Consider the following 19,234-nt stretch of genomic DNA (forward strand, 5'->3'; position numbering starts at 1 on the left):
TACTGGCTGGCTGTGAGATGCTGGGGCGTAAAGCGCCCCCAGCAATCTTGAGTGAAGCGCCAATGGCCAAGCAACGCAACAACCCCACCGCCTCACCCCCACCCACCCTCGGCGAAGGCTGCCTGGCCCGCTACGACCCCGAAGCCCTGGATGACACTGACGGCACCGACTTCCCTGGCGCCGCCGAGCTCTGGCAACAGCTCAACCGGCCTGACGCCGCCAGCGCGCCAACAACGGACGCGCCAGCAGGCACACGAACACAGGCCCGCCCGCCAGCAGATAAAAGTAGTAAGTGACCGCCCGCCAGATCAGGATCGCCGCTGCCGCGGTGGAACTGCCCACCAACGGTGTCAGCAGGCTCGCCGAAGTCAGCTCGGCGGCCCCGGCCCCGCCAGGCAGCAGGCTGAACTGGCCGGCACTGAGCGACAGCATCTGCACCAGGAAGCTGGGAATCCATGCCAGGTCTACCCCTAGCCCACGCAACACCAGGTACAGCACGCTGTAGCGCAGCCCCCAGTGGACGCAGGTCAGGGTGAACACCAGGCTCAGCGTGCGCTTGGGCAGGCGCCAGGTCTGCACCAAGGCGGCGATGAAGTGCAGCAGCTTGCGCGCCCAGCGGCGTTTGCGCGGCTGCCCCACGCCCAGGCGCTGCAACAGCCTGCCGTTCATGCGCATTACCGTGCGCCGGTAGCGCAACAGCCCGATAACCCCGGCCAGCGCAGTGCAAAGCAGTAACGCACTGCCCAATAGCATGCTTTCCTGGCTACGGCCCAGGCTGTGGAACAGCGCATAGCCGGCTATCGTCAGCATCGCGCAGAAGAAGAACACCAGGTCGTTCAATTGGTCCATGGCGAATACGGCACCGCTGCGCGCCGGGCCGATGCGGTTGTGCGCGAGCAGGGCCATCAGGGTCAACGGGCCGCCGCTGCCGCCAGGGGTGGTGCAGATGGCAAACTCGGTGGCCATGACCACGCCCAGGCTGCGTGCATGGCTCAACTGTGTTGCCTGCTCACCCAGCAACAAGCGCAGACGCAGGGCGTTGATGACCCAGCACGCCAGTATCATGCCCAGTAGGACGAGCAGCAGTTGTGGGTCGAACCGGCTCAGCTTTGGCAGCAATTCGCTACCCCCCAGCAACGCTGGCACTAGCGCCGCACCCAGCAACGCCAGCGCCAGCCAGGCCCAACGGTTCATGCTGCCACCTGGCGCTCCAGCCAGGCAGACTTGGTCAGCGGTTCGCGGCCCTGCTTCAACAGTGTTTCCAGCGTTCGCAGCCAGTAGTCACGGGATGAGCGATGGCGCATGTCCACAGGGTGCAGCCCCAGGCGCAACGTACTCGCGCCCCGCCAACGCTGGCATTGCCACTCGCACAGCGCGCGGGACACTTTGCGACGCCATGCGCTGCGTGCGCTCCAGACCAGCCCTGGGGCATCGATGGCGGTGAAGTCCGGCAAGCGGTACAGGTGCTGCGGTGTGCTGGTGTACTTCAGTGGCAGGCGGCGCAGCGCCTGCCGAGTACCTTGGCTCATCAGCCAGGCAGGTGCGACAAACCCTGCCACAGGCCAACCGTGGCTCTCGAACAGTGCCAGGCCCTCCTGCAGCCGGGTAAGCGCCTGGTGCTCATCAAGGCCATAGAACTCGCCTTCATGCGTATAGATGCGGCGCATGAAGTAGTCGATGGGGCTGCACGGTGCTGGCCCTTCGTCAGCATGGGCGTAGCCGTGCAGCGCCAGTTCGTCGCCATTGGCCAGGCGTTTGTCCAGCAGGCGGCAGAACGAAGGTGCCTGATGCAGCGGATTACGCCGATGGAAGTCAGGGACCACCAGCCATGTCATGGGCACCCTGCCCATCGCGTCCACGGCTTCCACGAATGGCGCATAGTCGGGCCAGGTTTCCGGCGCTACATCATGCAATACCAGCATGAGGCTGCGCTGGCTGGAGGAGGTCTTAAGCATGGGCACGCACCTGTGGCTGATGGCCAAGCACGGCTTGGTAGTGCTGTAGCAGGCCCGTGACCACGTTATCCCACGCGTAATGCTGTTCTACATGGCGACGGGCCTGCGCGCCGAGCTTGCGTACACCTGCCTCGAACGCCTCGCGTACCGCTGACGCCATGGCCCGGCCATCGTTGGGCGCACACAGGCGGCCGCACTGCTCGTTGATGATTTCGCCGAAAGCGCCCGCGCGTACGGCTACCACAGGTGTGGCGCTGGCCATCGCTTCGAGTATGACCAGGCCGAAGGTTTCCTGGTCGCCAGCATGCACCAGCAGGTCGGCGCTGGCCATCAGCCGGGCCACCTCTGCAGCAGGGCAGAAGTGGTCGATGACACTGACGTTGCGTGGCACGTTGGTGGGCATGTTCGACCCTACCAGCAACAGGTGGTAGGAGGAGCCGAGTCGCTGCATGCAGTCGAGCAGTACCGGCAGGTTCTTTTCCCGCGAGCCGCGGCCAGCGTAGATCAACAGGCGGCTGGTGTCGGCAATGCCCAGTTCGGTGCGCAGGTGTGGGTCGCGTTGGGCGGGGTGGAATGTGGCCAGGTCGACGCCCAGCGGCTGCACGTGGACATCGCGCACGCCCAGGCGGCGTAATTTGTCGGCCATGATTTGGCTGGGGGCCAGCACCCGATCGAAATTGCCGTACAGCTTGCTGACATAGGCCTCGACATTGGGCGTGAACCAGTTGCCCATGCGGTTGCTGACCAGCAACGGTAGATCGGAATGGTAGAAACCGATCACCGGCACGTCGAGTTGGCGCCTGGCCTCCAGTGCCGCCCAGGCCGTCAGGTACGGGTCGCCGACTTCGATCAGGTCGGGTTTGAGCGTGCGCAGCGTATTGCACCAGGGGGCCAGGCGTACCGGAAATCGGTAACCCTTGCCGAATGGCAAGGGCGGGGCGGGTACCTGGTAGATGCCATCGGCATGGTGGGCGCTGGCACCGGGGATCAACAGGCTATGGCGAACGCCGTGGATGGCGTCGAGACGGTGATGTTTGGCATCAAGATAGGTACGTACGCCACCGCTGGCTGGGGCGTAGAACATGGTGATGTCGGCGATGTGCACGATCAGCATCCCTCCGGGATCGTCTTCGGGTCTGTCATCCGGCGTTGACTGGCCGGCGATGACGCGCCTAAAGGTTGACCTGTATGAAGGATAGTTTGTTCGATCGGCTTGGGTGAGGGGCGCAACCCTTGTAGGAGCAGCCTTGCGCTGCGAAGAGGCCAGTACAGACAATACAGCTGTGCTGCCTTGACTGGCCCTTTCGCAGCGCAAGGCTGCTCCTACAGGTGGAGGTGTAGCTGTCAGATGCGGAAGCTGCCCACCAGGTGCTTCAGGCGGCCAGCCTGCTGCTCAAGGTCGGAGCACGCGCGCAGGGTCGCCTGCAGGTTCTCCACGCCTTCCTGGTTGAGCATGTTGATCTCGTTGATGTCCATGTTGATCGCCTCGACCACGGCGGTCTGTTCTTCGGTGGCGGTGGCCACCGATTGGTTCATGCCGTCGATCTCGCCAATGCGTACCGTCACGCTGTCCAGCCGCTCGCCCGCCTGGTTGGCGATCTGCATGCTGTCCTGGCTGTGGCGCTGGCTCTGGTCCATGGTGTCGACCGACGCGCGGGCACCGACCTGAAGCTCTTCGATCATGGTCTGCACCTGTTGCGCCGATTCCTGAGTGCGGTGCGCCAGGTTGCGCACTTCATCGGCGACCACGGCAAAGCCTCGCCCGGCTTCACCGGCGCGGGCCGCTTCGATGGCGGCGTTCAGTGCCAGCAGGTTGGTCTGTTGGGAAATGCTGGTGATCACTTCGAGGATCTGGCCGATATTCACGGTCTTGCTGTTCAGCGTTTCGATGTGCTCGCTGGACGTGACGATCAGGTCGGACAGGCGGTTCATCGCGGCGATGTTGCGCTCGACCACTTGCTGGCCTTCTTCGGCCAGCAGGCGTGCGGAACTGGCGTGCTGCGAAGCCTGGGCGGCGTTGCCGGCGATTTCCTGGGCGGCGGCACCCAGTTCGTTGATGGCGGCGGCGACACTGTTGGTGCGGTTGGATTGCTCGTCGGAGTTGGTCATCGACGAATTCGAAGCACTGATCACCCGCAGGGCCACTTCGTTGACTTGCTCGGTGGCCGAGGACACTTCGCGGATGCTGCTGTGAATACGCTCGACGAACCGGTTGAAGGCATTGCCGAGGATGCCGAACTCGTCGTGGTTGTGGATGCGCAGGCGCTTGGTCAGGTCGCCTTCACCTTCGGCAATGTCTTCCATGGCCCGAGTCATGGTGTGCAGCGGCTGCATCAATACGCGGATCAGCAGGCCGAGCAGGCCGATGATGATCACCACCGCCACGACCGTGGCGATCACCGCCGAGGTACGGAAGGTGCTGAGCATCGAGAAGGCCTTGTTCTTGTCCACGGACAGGCCGATGTACCAGTTGGCCGACGGCAGGCCGGTGATGGGGGTGAAGGTCAGCAGGCGGGCTTGGCCATCGCTCTGCACTTCGGTCAACTCGCCGGTCAGCTTCGGCGTGTGCTGCGGGAACAGGTCTGACAGCGACTTCATGACCAGGTCTTTGTCCGGGTGCACCAGGATCTTGCCTTGATCATTGACCAGGAAGGCGTAGCCCATGCCGCCGAAGTTGAGGGAGTTGATGATCTGCACCAAGCCGTCCAGGGCCAGGTCGCCACCGACCACGCCAACGCTGCTGGAGACCTTGCTGAGGATACCGATGACCATCTTGTTGGTGGTCATGTCGATGTACGGTTCGGTCAGGGTCGCGCCGCTGGCACTCATGCCGTCCTTGTACCAGGGGCGGGTGCGTGGGTCGTAGCCGTCGGGCATCTTCGCGTCCGGGCGCACGCTGAAACCGCCGTCGACCTTGCCCAGGTAGACTGTGAGGAAGCTGGATATCAGCGCATTCTGGCCCATCAGGGTTTCGGCATTGGCCGGGTCCTGGGCAATGTTCTGCGCCAGGTTTTCCACCAGTTTGATCCGGCCTTCGAACAGGTTGCGGATGTTGGTCGAAGTGGAGGTGCCCATTTCAGCCAGATAGTTTTCCAGGCTCTCGCGAATCGCATTACGCTGGAGGTAATCGTTGTAGAGGGTGAAAAGGCTGAAGGCAAGTATCACGATCAGTGACGCTGCCAAAAGAATCTTGTGGCTGAAACGAAGGCTTTTGTTCATGGCGTAATCGGTTCCGCTAAGGTTTTATATCAGGCGTTCGCACGAGTGGAGCTGTAGGTAGTGCAACATCCGGAAAAGTCCCTTTTCGGTTGTTCCTCTCTATTAAGGCGAATATGACCCACAGGTATCGGCCGAATTGAGCTAAAGCTTGAGCAGAGGATTAAAGAGATGTCGGAATTTTCGACCATCGTTGTAGGCGCTGGCCCGGATGGCCAGCCAGTCGGGCAAGCAATGCGACTGGCCAACCGCCACGGTCTGGTCGCGGGTGCAACCGGTACAGGCAAGACCGTTACCCTGCAGCACCTGGCGGAAGTGTTCAGCGACGCAGGGGTGGCGGTGTTCGCCGCCGATGTCAAAGGTGACCTCTGTGGCTTGGGCGCTGCCGGTACGCCACAGGGCAAGGTGGCCGAGCGCATCGCCGGCATGCCATGGCTGGGGCATACGCCCCGGGCCTACCCGGTGAGTTTGTGGGATATCGCCGGGCAGTCCGGCCACCCGCTGCGCACCACCCTCAGCGAAATGGGGCCGCTGCTATTGGGCAACTTGCTGGAACTGACCGACAGCCAGCAGGCGGCGTTGTATGCAGCATTCAAGGTGGCTGACCGCGAAGGCCTGCTGCTGCTCGACCTCAAGGACCTCAAGGCCCTGCTCGCGCACCTGAAAGACAACCCGCAACTGCTCGGCGAAGACAGCGCGCTGATGACCACGGGCTCCACCCAGGCCTTGCTGCGCCGGCTTGCAACCCTGGAGCAGCAAGGGGCCGAGGCGCTGTTCGGCGAGCCGGCATTGCAACTGGAGGACTTGCTGCGCCCGGACCCGGATGGCCGTGGCCGTATTCACCTGCTCGATGCCAGCCGGCTGGTGCATGAGGCACCCAAGGTGTACGCGACGTTCCTGTTGTGGCTGCTGGCCGAGTTGTTCGAGCAGTTGCCCGAGCGCGGTGATGCCGACAAGCCGGTGCTGGCGCTGTTCTTCGATGAGGCCCATTTGCTGTTCAACGGCACGCCCAAGGCGTTGCAGGATCGTTTGGAGCAAGTGGTACGGCTAATCCGCTCCAAAGGGGTGGGTGTGTATTTCGTTACCCAGTCGCCAGGTGACTTGCCCGATGCGGTGCTGGCCCAGTTGGGTTTGCGCATTCAACATGGTTTAAGGGCGTTTACCGCCAAGGAGCAGAAGGCGCTGCGGGCGGTGGCCGATGGTTTCCGCCCCAACCCGGCGTTCGACACGCTGGCGGTGCTGACCGAGTTGGGTATTGGCGAAGCGCTGGTGGGGACGTTGGAGGAAAAGGGCACACCGGCCATGGTACAGCGGGTGCTGGTTGCACCGCCGCAGTCACGTATCGGGCCGCTGAGTGCGGTTGAGCGCAGCGCGTTGGTTGCCGCTTCGCCATTGGCGGGGCGCTACGACAAGCCGGTGGACCGTGAGTCGGCCTATGAGATGCTGACCCAGCGCAAGGGCGAGGCGGTGGAGCCGGCGCCGCAACCGAACGCCGATGAGGAGAGCTTTACCGACAAGGCCGGTGAGTTCTTGCAGAGTGCGGCGGGGCAGGCGATCAAGTCGGCGGTGCGCCAGGCGGCCAACCAGTTGGGGCGGCAGTTGGTGCGTGGGTTGATGGGGTCATTGTTAGGGGGCAAGAAAAGGTAGTTTTCCTGCACCGGCCCTTTCGCGGGCACGCCCGCTCCCACAAAAGACGCGCTTGTTCACGGATACGAAAAAGGCGCCTGGAAGGCGCCTTTTTCTATTGCGGTGTCACTCAGCCAATGGCTTTGGACGCCAGCCAGAACAGGCCGGCCGCCAAGCCCATCGAGGCAGGCAGGGTCAGGACCCAGGCCAGCAGGATGGTCTTCACGGTGCCGCCTTGCAGGCCGCTTTTGTTGGCGACCATGGTGCCTGCCACGCCGGACGACAGCACGTGGGTGGTCGATACCGGCAGGGCGAACACGTTGGCCATGCCGATGGCGCAGGCCGCGGTGATCTGTGCCGACATGCCCTGGGCATAGGTCATGCCTTGTTTGCCGATCTTCTCGCCAACGGTCAACACCACACGCTTCCAGCCAACCATGGTGCCCAGGCCCAGGGCCAGGGCCACGGCCACGATCACCCAGAACGGGGCGTATTCGGTGGTGGCTGTGAGGTCTTTACGCAGCTTTTCCAGGTCGGCCTTTTCACGGGCCTCCAGGCCTGGCAGCTTGCCCACCTTCTTCGCCGTGTCATCCAGGCACAGCAGGTAGCGGCGCACTTCGACGCGCTTCTCGGCGTCCAGGCTGTGGTAGTCGGTCACGCCTTGCAGCGAGGACTGCAGCGCGGCGATGGTCGGTTCGGTCTGCTGTGGGTTGCAGCTGAACTGCTCCGGCAGGTCGCTGGCCTTGGCCTTGCCCAGTGCCAGGAACTCGCCCAGGGTGGCGGCGTTGCGCTGGTAGAACTGGCTCATGTGCAACGTGGCGTCGCGGGTGCGTTCGATCTGGTAGGTGGTGCTGTTCAGGTCGAGCACGAACTTGGCCGGGACGATGCCGATCAGCACCAGCATGATCAGGCCGATGCCTTTCTGGCCGTCGTTGGAACCGTGCACGAAGCTTACACCCATGGCAGAAACGACCAGGACCATGCGGTTCCAGAACGGCGGGTGCTTCTTGTCGTCGAGCTTGCGGCGCTGGTCGGGGGTTTTGTGCATTTTCGACAGCGGGCGCCACCACTTCAGGCCGATCAGCACCAGGGCGGCAACGGCGAAGCCGGCCATTGGCGAGACCACCAGCGACATGGCGATGTCGATCGCTTTTTGCCAGTTGACGCCGTCACCCAGCGGAATGTCGTTGATCAGAGCGTTGGCCAGGCCGACACCCAGAATGGAGCCGATCAGCGTGTGCGAGCTGGAGGCGGGGATGCCGAAGTACCAGGTGCCCAGGTTCCAGGTGATGGCCGCGGCCAGCAGCGAGAAGACCATGGCCAGGCCGTGTCCGGTGTTCACATTGATCAGCAGCTCTACCGGCAGCAGGTGCACGATGGCATAGGCCACCCCGACACCGCCGAGCAGAACGCCAAGGAAGTTGAACACGCCGGAGAAGAACACGGCGAGGTGCGGTGGCATGGCTTTGGTATAGATGACGGTAGCTACCGCGTTGGCGGTGTCATGAAAGCCATTGATGAACTCGAAGGCGAGTACGAAGGTCAAGGCGAGCAGCAGGCTCACCAACACCCAGGCATCCAGTCCGCTGAATAAATCGATCATGAAGGTTGTCTGGCGGTCATAGGGGGGCGGGATTATGCCAGAAAACCTTGGCAATCGATGCACTTGCTACTGACCGATGGCAATCTTCATGGCGTAAGCGTGCCGTGCATGAGCTGGCGTGAAGGCAGGTAAATATCGGCTAAAAAGCACAAAAGCTGGCGAAATCAGGCAGAAAATTGAAGAAAAAGCCGTTTCATCACCATTCAAACGCCCGTATGAAATTTGTGTAATTCCATTTCATCATCGGCCGGGCAGTAAAGATCGACCGCGCCCGGGCTGGCCGGGCGACGACGCGCTGGCGTGGTCCCGAGGCTCAGGGGGTATCGCTGCGCAGTTCTTTTTCCATACGTTCCAGTTCCTGGCTGAAGGCCTGGTCGCGCACGCTGGCACGCTTGCGCCAAGGTTTGCGTTCCGGATCCGGTTGTGCGGCGTAAGTGGTGACTTCGCCACCGTAAACATCCTTGTAACGTTCAGCCTGGCGCTCGAGTTCTGCGCGCAGTTCATCTTTCGTCACATGCAGTACCTGAATTAAGTGTGAAGACTGTTGTTATGCATTGTGCAGCATGCACATGCCTTGCTGGCCGCAACGGCTTGATACAGCGGAAGGTTCCATTGCCACGGTAGCGTGGGGGCCTGCGCAATCGATTATAGCAACCGATAATTAGCCGAACATCGTTATTTACCCAACCCTGACATCATCTGACGTAAGTAGTGGAACGTGCTCGGAAGCAGTTGGGACCTTTCGTACAAGTTTGAAAGGCATGACTGATAAAAGTTCGCTCCAATGAAGGGGCGGCGGCGCAATGAAAAACGGCCTCGCCGAAAGGCGAGGCCGTTGCCTGGGGACTTCTACGGTGGGTACCTGACCAGTCTCTCCAAAGAAGCCACAAGTGGCATGAGAAAGGTATAAGCAAAAGTGTCGGCGGTCAATTGCGATTATCGGCCGTTTGTTCGATAATCGCACGAACCGGCGTTTTTTTTGAGGTGTGCGATGAGTGACGAAACCCTGGGCAACGATTCCGGCAATCCGGAGGCGGCACGGCCTGCTACGGCCGCCATGGCGCCGCCGATCGTGGCGTCCCCGGCCAAGCGCATCCAGGCCTTTACCGGCGATCCAGACTTCATGACCTCCCTGGCACGTGGCCTGGCCGTGATCCAGGCGTTCCAGGAGCGTAAACGCCACCTGACCATCGCCCAGATCAGCCACCGTACCGAAATCCCCCGGGCGGCAGTGCGCCGCTGCCTGCACACTTTGATCAAGCTGGGTTACGCCACCACCGACGGGCGGACTTACTCGCTGCTGCCCAAAGTGCTGACCCTGGGGCATGCGTACTTGTCGTCGACGCCGCTGGCGATTTCTGCCCAGCCGTACCTGGACCGCATCAGCGACCAGTTGCATGAGGCGGCCAACATGGCCACCCTCGAAGGTGACGACATCCTTTATATAGCGCGTTCGGCCACCGTGGAGCGGTTGATTTCGGTCGACCTGTCGGTGGGCGGGCGCCTGCCGGCCTATTGCACGTCGATGGGGCGCATTCTGCTGGCGGCCATGGACGACACCAGCCTGCGTGAGTACCTGGACCGTGCCGACCTGAAGGCACGCACCAGCCGGACCTTGAATGACCCTGAATCGTTGTTCGCCTGTATCCAGCAGGTGCGCGCCCAGGGGTGGTGCGTGGTGGATCAGGAGCTGGAGCAGGGGCTGCGATCGATTGCGGTGCCGGTGTATGACGCGTCGGGGCAGGTGCTGGCGGCCTTGAACGTGAGTACCCATGTCGGGCGGGTGACGCGCAGTGAACTGGAGCAGCGGTTCTTGCCGATTTTGCTGGCGGCCAGCCGCGATCTTTGCCATCAGTTGTTCGGCTGAGTTGGCATGGGCCGCAAAATAGAACAGGGAAAATGGTTTCCTGTGCGATAAACGCACAGTGTCGTTTCGGGTGAATTGCTTCACTTGCGCCCGCTGATTAATGTCTCTCGCAACGGTCGGCTATGCCGACCGAACAAGAAAAACATAAGAGGCACTTACCCATGAAGACTGTCCCCTCGCTGCTGCGGCCGCACCCGCACGCAGTCCCGTTGTATCCAGGCTGACGCAGGCCACATTCCCCCATCAACGCCATCTTGTACCGGTTAGCCGCGTGCAGTGGCCTGGCTGTGCCCCACATTCTGGATAACAACAATGAACCAAGCGCAAACCAACGTTGGCAAAAGCCTCGACGTCCAGTCGTTCATCAATCAACAGCCGCTGTCACGCTATCAGTGGCGGGTCGTGCTGTTGTGCTTCCTGATCGTCTTCCTCGATGGCCTGGACACCGCCGCCATGGGCTTCATCGCCCCGGCCCTGTCGCAGGAGTGGGGGATCGACCGCGCCAGCCTCGGCCCGGTCATGAGTGCCGCGTTGATCGGCATGGTATTTGGCGCCCTGGGCTCCGGGCCGCTGGCTGACCGTTTCGGCCGCAAAGGCGTGCTGGTGGGGGCGGTGCTGGTGTTCGGCGGCTTCAGCCTGGCCTCGGCCTACGCCACCAACGTCGACCAGTTGCTGGTCCTGCGCTTCCTGACCGGGCTGGGCCTGGGGGCAGGCATGCCCAATGCCACCACGCTTTTGTCTGAATACACCCCCGAACGCCTCAAGTCGCTGCTGGTGACCAGCATGTTCTGTGGCTTCAACTTAGGCATGGCGGGGGGTGGCTTCATTTCCGCCAAGATGATCCCGGCCTATGGCTGGCACAGCTTGCTGGTGATCGGTGGCGTGTTGCCGCTGCTGCTGGCACTGGTGCTCATGATCTGGCTGCCGGAGTCGGCGCGGTTCCTGGTGGTACGCAACCGTGGCACCGACAAGGTGCGCAAGACCTTGTCGCCGATTGCGCCGCACCTGGTGGCCGAGGCAGGCAGCTTCAGCGTGCCGGAGCAAAAGGCGGTGGCTGCACGTAACGTGTTTGCGGTGATCTTCTCTGGCACTTACGGCCTGGGCACCGTGTTGCTATGGCTGACCTATTTCATGGGCCTGGTGATCGTCTACCTGCTGACCAGTTGGTTGCCAACGCTGATGCGTGACAGCGGCGCGAGCATGGAGCAGGCCGCGTTCATCGGCGCGTTGTTCCAGTTTGGCGGGGTGCTGAGTGCAGTGGGTGTGGGCTGGGCGATGGACCGTTTCAATCCGCACAAGGTGATCGGTATTTTCTACCTGCTGGCCGGGGTGTTCGCCTACGCCGTGGGGCAGAGCCTGGGCAACATTACCGTGCTGGCCACGCTGGTGCTGATCGCCGGCATGTGCGTGAACGGTGCGCAGTCGGCGATGCCTTCGCTGGCGGCACGCTTCTACCCGACCCAGGGCCGGGCCACGGGGGTATCGTGGATGCTGGGTATTGGCCGCTTCGGCGCGATTCTCGGGGCTTGGAGTGGCGCGACGCTGCTGGGCCTGGGCTGGAACTTCGAGCAGGTGCTGACGGCGCTGCTGGTGCCGGCGGCACTGGCGACCGTGGGGGTGGTTGTGAAAGGGCTGGTGAGCCACGCGGACGCGACCTGATGAGCGGGGGCCGCTTTGCGGCCCATTCGCAGCGCAAGGCTGTTCCTACTGGACGGTGTCGCTTTCTGTAGGAGCAGCCTTGCGCTGCGAAGAACCCCACGCGGTGCTCAATGGTTAGTTAAGCAACAAATGGTTCGATAACCGCACAAATAGTCGATTATCGAATTGAAAGCTACCCGCCAGTCTCCTTAATCTGGGGCCACCGAAGCACCCTGACCAGGAGCCTCCAAATGCCACGTGCAGACCATTACCGAACCCACCCAAGTCGAGCTGTCCGCCCCGCGTGACCTCGAAGCCCGTACCGCCGCAGCCCATGGCCAAGTGGCAGGAGAAAGCCTGATGCACGACGTATTCATCTGTGATGCCATCCGCACCCCAATCGGCCGCTTCGGCGGCGCCCTGGCCAGCGTGCGGGCCGACGACCTGGCAGCCGTGCCGCTGAAGGCGCTGATCGAGCGCAACCCTGGCGTGCAGTGGGGCCAGGTGGACGAAGTGTTCTTCGGCTGCGCCAACCAGGCTGGTGAGGACAACCGCAACGTGGCACGCATGGCGCTGCTGCTGGCCGGCCTGCCGGAAAGCATCCCAGGCGTCACCCTGAACCGCCTGTGCGCGTCGGGCATGGATGCCATCGGTACCGCCTTCCGCGCCATTGCCAGTGGCGAAATGGAACTGGTGATTGCCGGTGGCGTAGAGTCGATGTCGCGTGCCCCGTTCGTCATGGGCAAGGCGGAAAGTGGCTATTCGCGCAACATGAAGCTGGAAGACACCACCATCGGCTGGCGTTTCATCAACCCGCTGATGAAGAGCCAGTACGGCGTGGATACCATGCCGGAAACCGCTGACAACGTGGCTGACGACTACCAGGTTTCGCGCGCCGACCAGGACGCTTTCGCCTTGCGCAGCCAGCAGAAGGCCGCTGCTGCCCAGGCGGCGGGCTTCTTTGCCGAAGAAATCGTACCGGTGCGTATCGCCCACAAGAAGGGCGAAATCATCGTTGACCGTGACGAGCACCTACGCCCGGAAACCACGCTGGAGGCGCTGACCAAGCTCAAGCCGGTCAATGGCCCGGACAAGACGGTCACCGCCGGCAACGCCTCGGGCGTGAACGACGGTGCCGCGGCACTGATCCTGGCTTCGGCCGCCGCGGTGAAAAAGCACGGTCTGACCCCACGAGCCCGCGTACTGGGCATGGCCAGCGGCGGCGTTGCCCCGCGTGTCATGGGCATTGGTCCAGTGCCGGCGGTACGCAAGCTGACCGAGCGCCTGGGTGTGGCGGTGAGTGATTTCGATGTGATCGAGCTTAACGAAGCGTTTGCCAGCCAAGGCCTGGCGGTGTTGCGTGAGCTGGGTGTGGCCGACGACGCGCCGCAGGTGAACCCGAATGGTGGCGCGATCGCCCTGGGTCACCCGCTGGGCATGAGTGGTGCGCGCCTGGTGCTGACTGCATTGCACCAGCTGGAGAAGAGTGGTGGGCGCAAGGGCCTGGCAACCATGTGCGTGGGCGTTGGCCAAGGCTTGGCGCTGGCCATCGAACGGGTTTGACCTGTACTGGCCTCTTCGCGGGCAAGCCCGCTCCCACAGGATGATCGTTGCCCACTGCACAACGGGAACCTGTGGGAGCGGGCTTGCCCGCGAAGAGGCCGGACCTGTTAGACACAAGGCCAATTGCCAGCCTGATAGCGGAACGAGTGTGTTACCAGGTATGTCTAGACTTACCTAGGACCCTCCAGGAGTAAAACCGTCATGACCTCAACCTATTACACCGGCGAAGAACGCAGCAAGCGCATCTTCGCTATCGTCGGTGCCTCATCAGGCAACCTGGTGGAATGGTTCGACTTCTACGTCTACGCCTTCTGCGCGATCTACTTCGCCCCGGCCTTCTTCCCTTCCGACGACCCCACCGTGCAGCTGTTGAACACGGCAGGTGTGTTCGCCGCGGGCTTCTTGATGCGCCCCATCGGTGGCTGGATCTTCGGCCGCCTCGCTGACCGCCACGGTCGCAAGAATTCCCTGATGATCTCGGTGCTGATGATGTGCTTCGGCTCCCTGATGATCGCCTGCCTGCCCACCTATGCCAGCATCGGCACCTGGGCCCCGGCGCTGCTGTTGCTGGCCCGCCTGATTCAGGGCCTGTCGGTGGGGGGCGAATACGGCACCACCGCCACCTACATGAGTGAAGTGGCCCTGCGCGGTCAGCGCGGTTTCTTCGCCTCGTTCCAGTACGTCACCTTGATCGGCGGCCAGTTGCTGGCGGTGCTGGTGGTGGTGATCCTGCAGCAACTGTTGACTGAAGATGAACTGCGGGCCTGGGGCTGGCGCATTCCATTCGTGGTGGGTGCCATCGCCGCACTGATCTCGCTAATGCTGCGCCGCTCGCTGCATGAGACCAGCAGCGCCGAAACCCGCAATGACAAGGATGCCGGTTCGATCGGTGGCCTGTTCCGCAATCACGCGGCGGCGTTCATCACCGTGCTGGGCTACACCGCTGGGGGCTCGCTGATTTTCTACACCTTCACCACCTACATGCAGAAGTACCTGGTCAACACCGCCGGTATGACGGCGAAAAACGCCAGCTACGTAATGACCGGCGCGCTGTTCTTGTTCATGGTGCTGCAGCCGTTCTTCGGCATGCTGTCCGACCGCATCGGCCGGCGCAATTCGATGCTGCTGTTCGGCGCTTTGGGTACCCTGTTCACCGTGCCATTGCTGATGGCGCTGAAAACCGTGAGCAGCCCGTTCATGGCCTTCGTGCTGATCACCCTGGCGCTGTGTATCGTCAGTTTCTACACCTCGATCAGTGGCTTGGTGAAGGCCGAGATGTTCCCGCCGCAGGTGCGTGCGCTGGGTGTGGGGTTGGCCTATGCGGTGGCCAACGCGGCATTCGGTGGTTCGGCCGAGTACGTGGCCCTGGGTTTGAAAACCCTGGGGATGGAAAACACCTTCTACTGGTACGTGACGGCAATGATGGCGATCGCCTTCCTGTTCAGCCTGCGTCTGCCGAAGCAGGCGGCCTACCTGCACCATGATGACTAAGGACGCTGCATGAGCAACCAACTGTTCGACGCCTACTTCACCGCGCCGGCCATGCGCGAGATTTTCTCCGACCGTGGCCGCCTGCAGGGCATGCTCGACTTCGAAGCGGCGCTGGCCCGGGCCGAAGCCGCTGCCGGGCTGGTCCCGCACAGTGCCGTGGCGGCCATCGAGGCGGCATGTCAGGCCCAGCGTTACGACGCTGGCGCCCTGGCCCATGCCATCGCCACCGCTGGCAATTCGGCGATTCCGCTGGTGAAGGCGTTGGGCAAGGTGATCGCCACTGGCGTGCCTGAGGCCGAGCGCTACGTACACTTGGGTGCCACCAGCCAGGACGCGATGGACACGGGCCTGGTGCTGCAGTTGCGCGATGCCCTCGATTTGATCGAGGCCGACCTCGGCAAGCTGGCCGATACCCTTTCGCAGCAGGCCTTGAAGCATGCCGATACGCCAATGGTCGGCCGCACCTGGCTACAGCATGCCACCCCGGTGACCTTGGGCATGAAACTGGCCGGTGTGCTGGGCGCCTTGACCCGCCACCGTCAACGGCTGCAGGAATTGCGCCCGCGCTTGCTGGTGCTGCAGTTCGGTGGTGCCTCGGGCAGCCTGGCGGCCTTGGGCAGCAAGGCGCTGCCGGTGGCCGAAGCGCTGGCCGAGCAGCTCAAGCTGACCCTGCCCGAGCAACCCTGGCACACCCAGCGCGACCGCCTGGTGGAGTTTGCCTCGGTACTCGGCCTGGTTGCCGGTAGCCTGGGCAAATTCGGCCGCGATGTCAGCTTGCTGATGCAAACCGAGGCGGGGGAGGTGTTCGAACCTTCTGCGCCAGGCAAGGGCGGCTCTTCGACCATGCCGCACAAGCGCAACCCGGTGGGTGCTGCGGTGTTGATCGGTGCTGCCACCCGCGTGCCAGGCCTGCTGTCGACGCTGTTTGCCGCCATGCCCCAGGAGCACGAGCGCAGCCTCGGCCTGTGGCATGCCGAATGGGAAACCCTACCGGATATCTGCTGCCTGGTTTCTGGCGCCCTGCGCCAGGCCCAGGTAATTGCCGAGGGCATGGAGGTGGATGCCGCGCGCATGCGCCACAACCTCGACCTGACCCAGGGCCTGGTGCTGGCCGAAGCGGTGAGCATCGTCCTGGCCCAACGCCTGGGCCGCGACCGTGCTCACCATTTGCTGGAGCAATGCTGCCAGCGCGCGGTGGCCGAGCAGCGGCACCTGCGTGCTGTGCTGGGTGACGAGCCGCAGGTCAGCGCCGAGCTGTCTGGCGAAGAACTCGATCGCCTGCTCGACCCTGCCCATTACCTGGGCCAGGCCCGCGTCTGGGTGGCGCGCGCCGTGTCCGAACATCAACGTTTCACTGCCTGAAGGAGACCGCTGTGGCGCATTTGCAACTGGCCGATGGCGTTTTGAATTACCAGATCGATGGCCCGGAAAACGCCCCGGTGCTGGTCCTGTCCAACTCGCTGGGTACCGACCTGGGCATGTGGGACACCCAGATTCCGCTGTGGAGCCAGCATTTGCGGGTGCTGCGCTACGACACCCGTGGTCACGGCGCATCGCTGGTGACTGAAGGCCCATACACCATCGAACAGCTGGGCCGCGATGTGCTGGCCCTGCTCGATGGCCTGGATATTCCAAAGGCCCATTTTGTCGGCCTGTCGATGGGCGGCCTGATCGGCCAATGGCTGGGCATCAATGCCGGTGAGCGCCTGCGCAGCCTGACCCTGTGCAACACCGCCGCGAAGATCGCCAACGACGAAGTGTGGAACACCCGTATCGACACCGTGCTCAAGGGCGGCCAGCAGGCCATGGTCGACCTGCGCGATGGTTCCATCGCCCGCTGGTTCACTCCAGGCTTTGCTCAGGCCCAGCCTGAGCAAGCCCAACGCATTTGCCAGATGCTGGCGCAAACCAGCCCGCAAGGTTATGCCGGTAACTGCGCAGCAGTGCGTGATGCTGATTACCGTGAGCAACTGGGCCGCATCCAGGTGCCCGCGCTGATCGTTGCCGGTACCGAAGACGTGGTCACCACCCCTGAGCATGGCCGTTTCATGCAGGCTGGTATCAAAGGTGCCGAGTACGTCGACTTCCCGGCGGCGCACCTGTCCAACGTCGAGATTGGCGAGGCTTTCAGCCGCCGCGTGCTCGACTTCCTGCTGGCTCACTGAGGACAACGCCATGGACGAGAAACAACGTTACGACGCCGGCATGCAAGTGCGCCGTGCGGTGCTTGGCGATGCCCATGTGGACCGCAGCCTGGAGAAGCTCAACGACTTCAACGGCGAATTCCAGGAAATGATCACCCGCCACGCCTGGGGTGATATCTGGACCCGCCCGGGCCTGCCGCGCCATACCCGAAGCCTGATCACCATCGCCATGCTGATCGGCATGAACCGCAACGACGAGTTGAAACTGCACTTGCGGGCGGCGGCCAACAACGGCGTAACCCGCGACGAGATCAAGGAAGTGCTGATGCAGAGCGCGATCTATTGCGGCATTCCGGCAGCCAATGCCACCTTCCACCTGGCGGAGTCGGTGTGGGACGAGCTGGGTGTAGAGTCGCGTAGCTGATTGCTACGCGCGTTTACACAGAGCGTGCGACCACTGGGCCGGCATTGGCTTCGACGGCGCGCTTCAGGGCCGGACACAGGCCCAGCATGAAAGCGGCCTCGGCCACGACGAACAGCGGCCCGATGATCAGGCCGCTGACATCGTCGACGAAGGCTGGTTTGCGGCCTTCGTAATAATGGCCGACGAACTGGATAACCCAGCCCAGCACGAACGCCCCCAGCCCGGCACTGAGCCACAGCGCAGTCGCCTGCACCGCCAGCACCTGGCCGACCCACAGGCATAGCCCCAGCAACACACCCATCACCAGGCCGAAGCGCAGGTCCAGGCGCAGGTAGAACCATACCGACGCCGCCGCTGCCAGCAGGGCAGGGGAGAGCCACATGCCGGCTATCTCCCAACCTGGGCGTGACAGCAGGATGGTGACTGCCAGCACGATCATGGGGATGCCGACGAAGTGGGTGGCGATGTTGCGTGGATCGCGGTGGTAGCTGGCGTACTGGCTCAGGTGGTCGACGAGGTTTTTCATTATTGTGCCTCCCTGGTTTTCCTGATCGGGGTGTATTGCTTGTCCCGGCCCTTTCGCGGGTAAACCCGCTCCTACAGGGATCCACGAAACCCTGTAGGAGCGGGTTTACCCGCGAAAGGGCCGGGACAGACAACTGATATAGCTCAGGATAGCCCGCAGCCACCAGCATCATCAGCTCAGCGAATGGCAGCAGCCCGCACTGGCATATCCAGCCCGACCAACGTCTCGATCATCGCCCGCGCCGCCGGCGTCAGCCGGTAGCCGCTGCGGCTGACCACTCCGCAGCGCACGCTCAGTACCTCCAGGGCCGGGGGCAGGTTGCGCCAATGCAGGCGCACCAAGCTACCCGCGGCCAGGTCGTCGGCCACGGCCTCCTCGCTGGCCGTGCCGATCGCATCGCTGGCCTGCACCACACTGCGCAGTATGGCCAGGTGCTCGGTCTGCAGGTGCGGCGTGAAATCGCTGCGCCCACTGAGGTTGGCCAGGCGTTTGCGTACGCCGGGGTCGAGCAGGGCGCTGGCCAAAGGGTAGCTGAACAGATCGTTGGTCGACAGGCTGTCCTTGGCCAGCAATGGGTGGCCCGGGCGGCAGAAGAACAGGCCGGGGCGGGGCGACAAAGGTTCGGTGTGGAAGTTGGGGTCGGCTTCGAACGGGCGAATATCGTCGACGAAAAACTCGATCTGTTCACGGCGCAGCGCCTGGCCGAGGCGTTCGGCATTATCCACCAGCAGCGAGGTACGGATGCCCGGGTGGCGCTCGATGAAGTGGCGCAGGGCATCGGGCACCAGGCGCACGGCCAGTGCCGGACCACTGCCAAAGTGCAGCTCGCCGGCGTCGAGCTTGGTCATTTGCAGCACTTCGTTGCTCAGCTGCGCAGCGCCCTGCACCAGGCGCCTGGCATGTTGCAGCACTACCTGGCCCTCTGGCGTAGGTGGCAGGGCTTTGCTGGCACGGTCGACCAGCGGGCAGCCGAACGTGTGTTCCAGGTTCTGGATGGCGCGGCTGAAGGCGGGTTGGGTGATGCCCATGGCCTCGGCGGCACGGACGAAACTGCGGTATTCGGTGAGTGCGATGAAGTAGCGCAGCTGGCGGAGGTCCATGTCACGGCTCTGGGGCGGGGATCAGGGCTCTATTCAAGCGGCTGCAGCTTATATCGTCAAAGAAGCTTTAAAGATTTGTTT

At 63.0% G+C, this 19,234-nt stretch carries 16 protein-coding genes and 1 pseudogene; 8 read left to right on the forward strand and 9 right to left on the reverse strand.

Features of this window, described 5'->3' with window-relative positions; translation table 11 throughout:
* Window positions 1-201: 201 nt before the first annotated feature.
* The 5 genes and pseudogenes from ACNFBR_RS12010 to ACNFBR_RS12030 form a co-directional block, all read right to left on the reverse strand.
* On the reverse strand, window positions 202-1,194 hold the full coding sequence (locus tag ACNFBR_RS12010; protein WP_416735102.1) for a lysylphosphatidylglycerol synthase transmembrane domain-containing protein: 993 nt from the start codon (window positions 1,192-1,194) through the stop codon (window positions 202-204).
* Entirely contained in the window at window positions 1,191-1,955 is a 765-nt protein-coding gene (locus tag ACNFBR_RS12015) for a DUF2334 domain-containing protein (protein ID WP_416735103.1), read from the reverse strand. The genes ACNFBR_RS12010 and ACNFBR_RS12015 overlap by 4 nt, the downstream gene beginning before the upstream one ends.
* Entirely contained in the window at window positions 1,948-3,069 is a 1,122-nt protein-coding gene (locus ACNFBR_RS12020) for a glycosyltransferase family 4 protein (protein WP_416735104.1), read from the reverse strand. Before ACNFBR_RS12020 ends, ACNFBR_RS12015 begins: the two co-directional genes overlap by 8 nt.
* 230 nt (window positions 3,070-3,299) lie before the next feature.
* A complete protein-coding gene (locus ACNFBR_RS12025) occupies window positions 3,300-4,064 on the reverse strand; it encodes a methyl-accepting chemotaxis protein (protein WP_416735254.1) in 765 nt (254 codons plus the stop codon).
* A 93-nt stretch (window positions 4,065-4,157) separates the two neighbouring features.
* Window positions 4,158-5,174, reverse strand: a pseudogene (locus ACNFBR_RS12030) (cache domain-containing protein); the annotation flags it as partial.
* A 168-nt stretch (window positions 5,175-5,342) separates the two neighbouring features.
* Here ACNFBR_RS12030 and ACNFBR_RS12035 point away from each other — a divergent pair.
* Entirely contained in the window at window positions 5,343-6,818 is a 1,476-nt protein-coding gene (locus ACNFBR_RS12035) for a helicase HerA-like domain-containing protein (protein WP_416735105.1), read from the forward strand.
* Window positions 6,819-6,927: 109 nt separating this feature from the next.
* Here ACNFBR_RS12035 and ACNFBR_RS12040 read toward each other — a convergent pair whose 3' ends face one another.
* Together ACNFBR_RS12040 and ACNFBR_RS12045 are read right to left on the reverse strand one after the other, a co-directional pair.
* Window positions 6,928-8,400: an inorganic phosphate transporter gene (locus ACNFBR_RS12040; protein ID WP_416735106.1), complete on the reverse strand. Its 1,473-nt coding sequence runs from the start codon at window positions 8,398-8,400 to the stop codon at window positions 6,928-6,930.
* Between the two features lie 313 nt (window positions 8,401-8,713).
* Complete coding sequence (locus ACNFBR_RS12045) at window positions 8,714-8,914, reverse strand: hypothetical protein (RefSeq protein WP_003259583.1); 201 nt, start codon at window positions 8,912-8,914, stop codon at window positions 8,714-8,716.
* Window positions 8,915-9,391: 477 nt separating this feature from the next.
* On the opposite strand from ACNFBR_RS12045, the gene pcaR reads away from it, so the two are divergent.
* The 7 genes from pcaR to pcaC all read left to right on the forward strand — a co-directional run bounded on the left by pcaR (window position 9,392) and on the right by pcaC (window position 17,527).
* On the forward strand, window positions 9,392-10,267 hold the full coding sequence (gene pcaR, locus ACNFBR_RS12050) for a pca regulon transcriptional regulator PcaR (RefSeq protein WP_416735107.1): 876 nt from the start codon (window positions 9,392-9,394) through the stop codon (window positions 10,265-10,267).
* A gap of 312 nt (window positions 10,268-10,579) precedes the next feature.
* Window positions 10,580-11,926, forward strand: a complete 1,347-nt coding sequence (locus tag ACNFBR_RS12055) for an MFS transporter (protein WP_416735108.1) — start codon at window positions 10,580-10,582, stop codon at window positions 11,924-11,926.
* Window positions 11,927-12,262: 336 nt separating this feature from the next.
* Window positions 12,263-13,468, forward strand: coding sequence for a 3-oxoadipyl-CoA thiolase (gene pcaF, locus ACNFBR_RS12060; protein ID WP_416735255.1), 1,206 nt, complete (start codon window positions 12,263-12,265; stop codon window positions 13,466-13,468).
* A 201-nt stretch (window positions 13,469-13,669) separates the two neighbouring features.
* Window positions 13,670-14,959, forward strand: coding sequence for an MFS family transporter (locus ACNFBR_RS12065; protein ID WP_416735109.1), 1,290 nt, complete (start codon window positions 13,670-13,672; stop codon window positions 14,957-14,959).
* 9 nt (window positions 14,960-14,968) lie between these two features.
* Window positions 14,969-16,321: a 3-carboxy-cis,cis-muconate cycloisomerase gene (locus tag ACNFBR_RS12070; RefSeq protein ID WP_416735110.1), complete on the forward strand. Its 1,353-nt coding sequence runs from the start codon at window positions 14,969-14,971 to the stop codon at window positions 16,319-16,321.
* 11 nt (window positions 16,322-16,332) lie between these two features.
* On the forward strand, window positions 16,333-17,124 hold the full coding sequence (pcaD, locus tag ACNFBR_RS12075; protein WP_416735111.1) for a 3-oxoadipate enol-lactonase: 792 nt from the start codon (window positions 16,333-16,335) through the stop codon (window positions 17,122-17,124).
* A 10-nt stretch (window positions 17,125-17,134) separates the two neighbouring features.
* Window positions 17,135-17,527, forward strand: a complete 393-nt coding sequence (gene pcaC, locus ACNFBR_RS12080) for a 4-carboxymuconolactone decarboxylase (protein ID WP_047583944.1) — start codon at window positions 17,135-17,137, stop codon at window positions 17,525-17,527.
* Window positions 17,528-17,540: 13 nt separating this feature from the next.
* On the opposite strand, the gene ACNFBR_RS12085 is transcribed toward pcaC, so the two are convergent.
* Both ACNFBR_RS12085 and ACNFBR_RS12090 read right to left on the reverse strand, forming a co-directional pair.
* A complete protein-coding gene (locus ACNFBR_RS12085; protein WP_416735112.1) occupies window positions 17,541-18,053 on the reverse strand; it encodes a DUF962 domain-containing protein in 513 nt (170 codons plus the stop codon).
* 176 nt (window positions 18,054-18,229) lie between these two features.
* Complete coding sequence (locus tag ACNFBR_RS12090) at window positions 18,230-19,153, reverse strand: LysR family transcriptional regulator (protein ID WP_416735113.1); 924 nt, start codon at window positions 19,151-19,153, stop codon at window positions 18,230-18,232.
* Window positions 19,154-19,234: the final 81 nt, after the last annotated feature.

This window comes from Pseudomonas sp. NY11955 (assembly GCF_048068035.1).
Lineage (GTDB): Bacteria > Pseudomonadota > Gammaproteobacteria > Pseudomonadales > Pseudomonadaceae > Aquipseudomonas.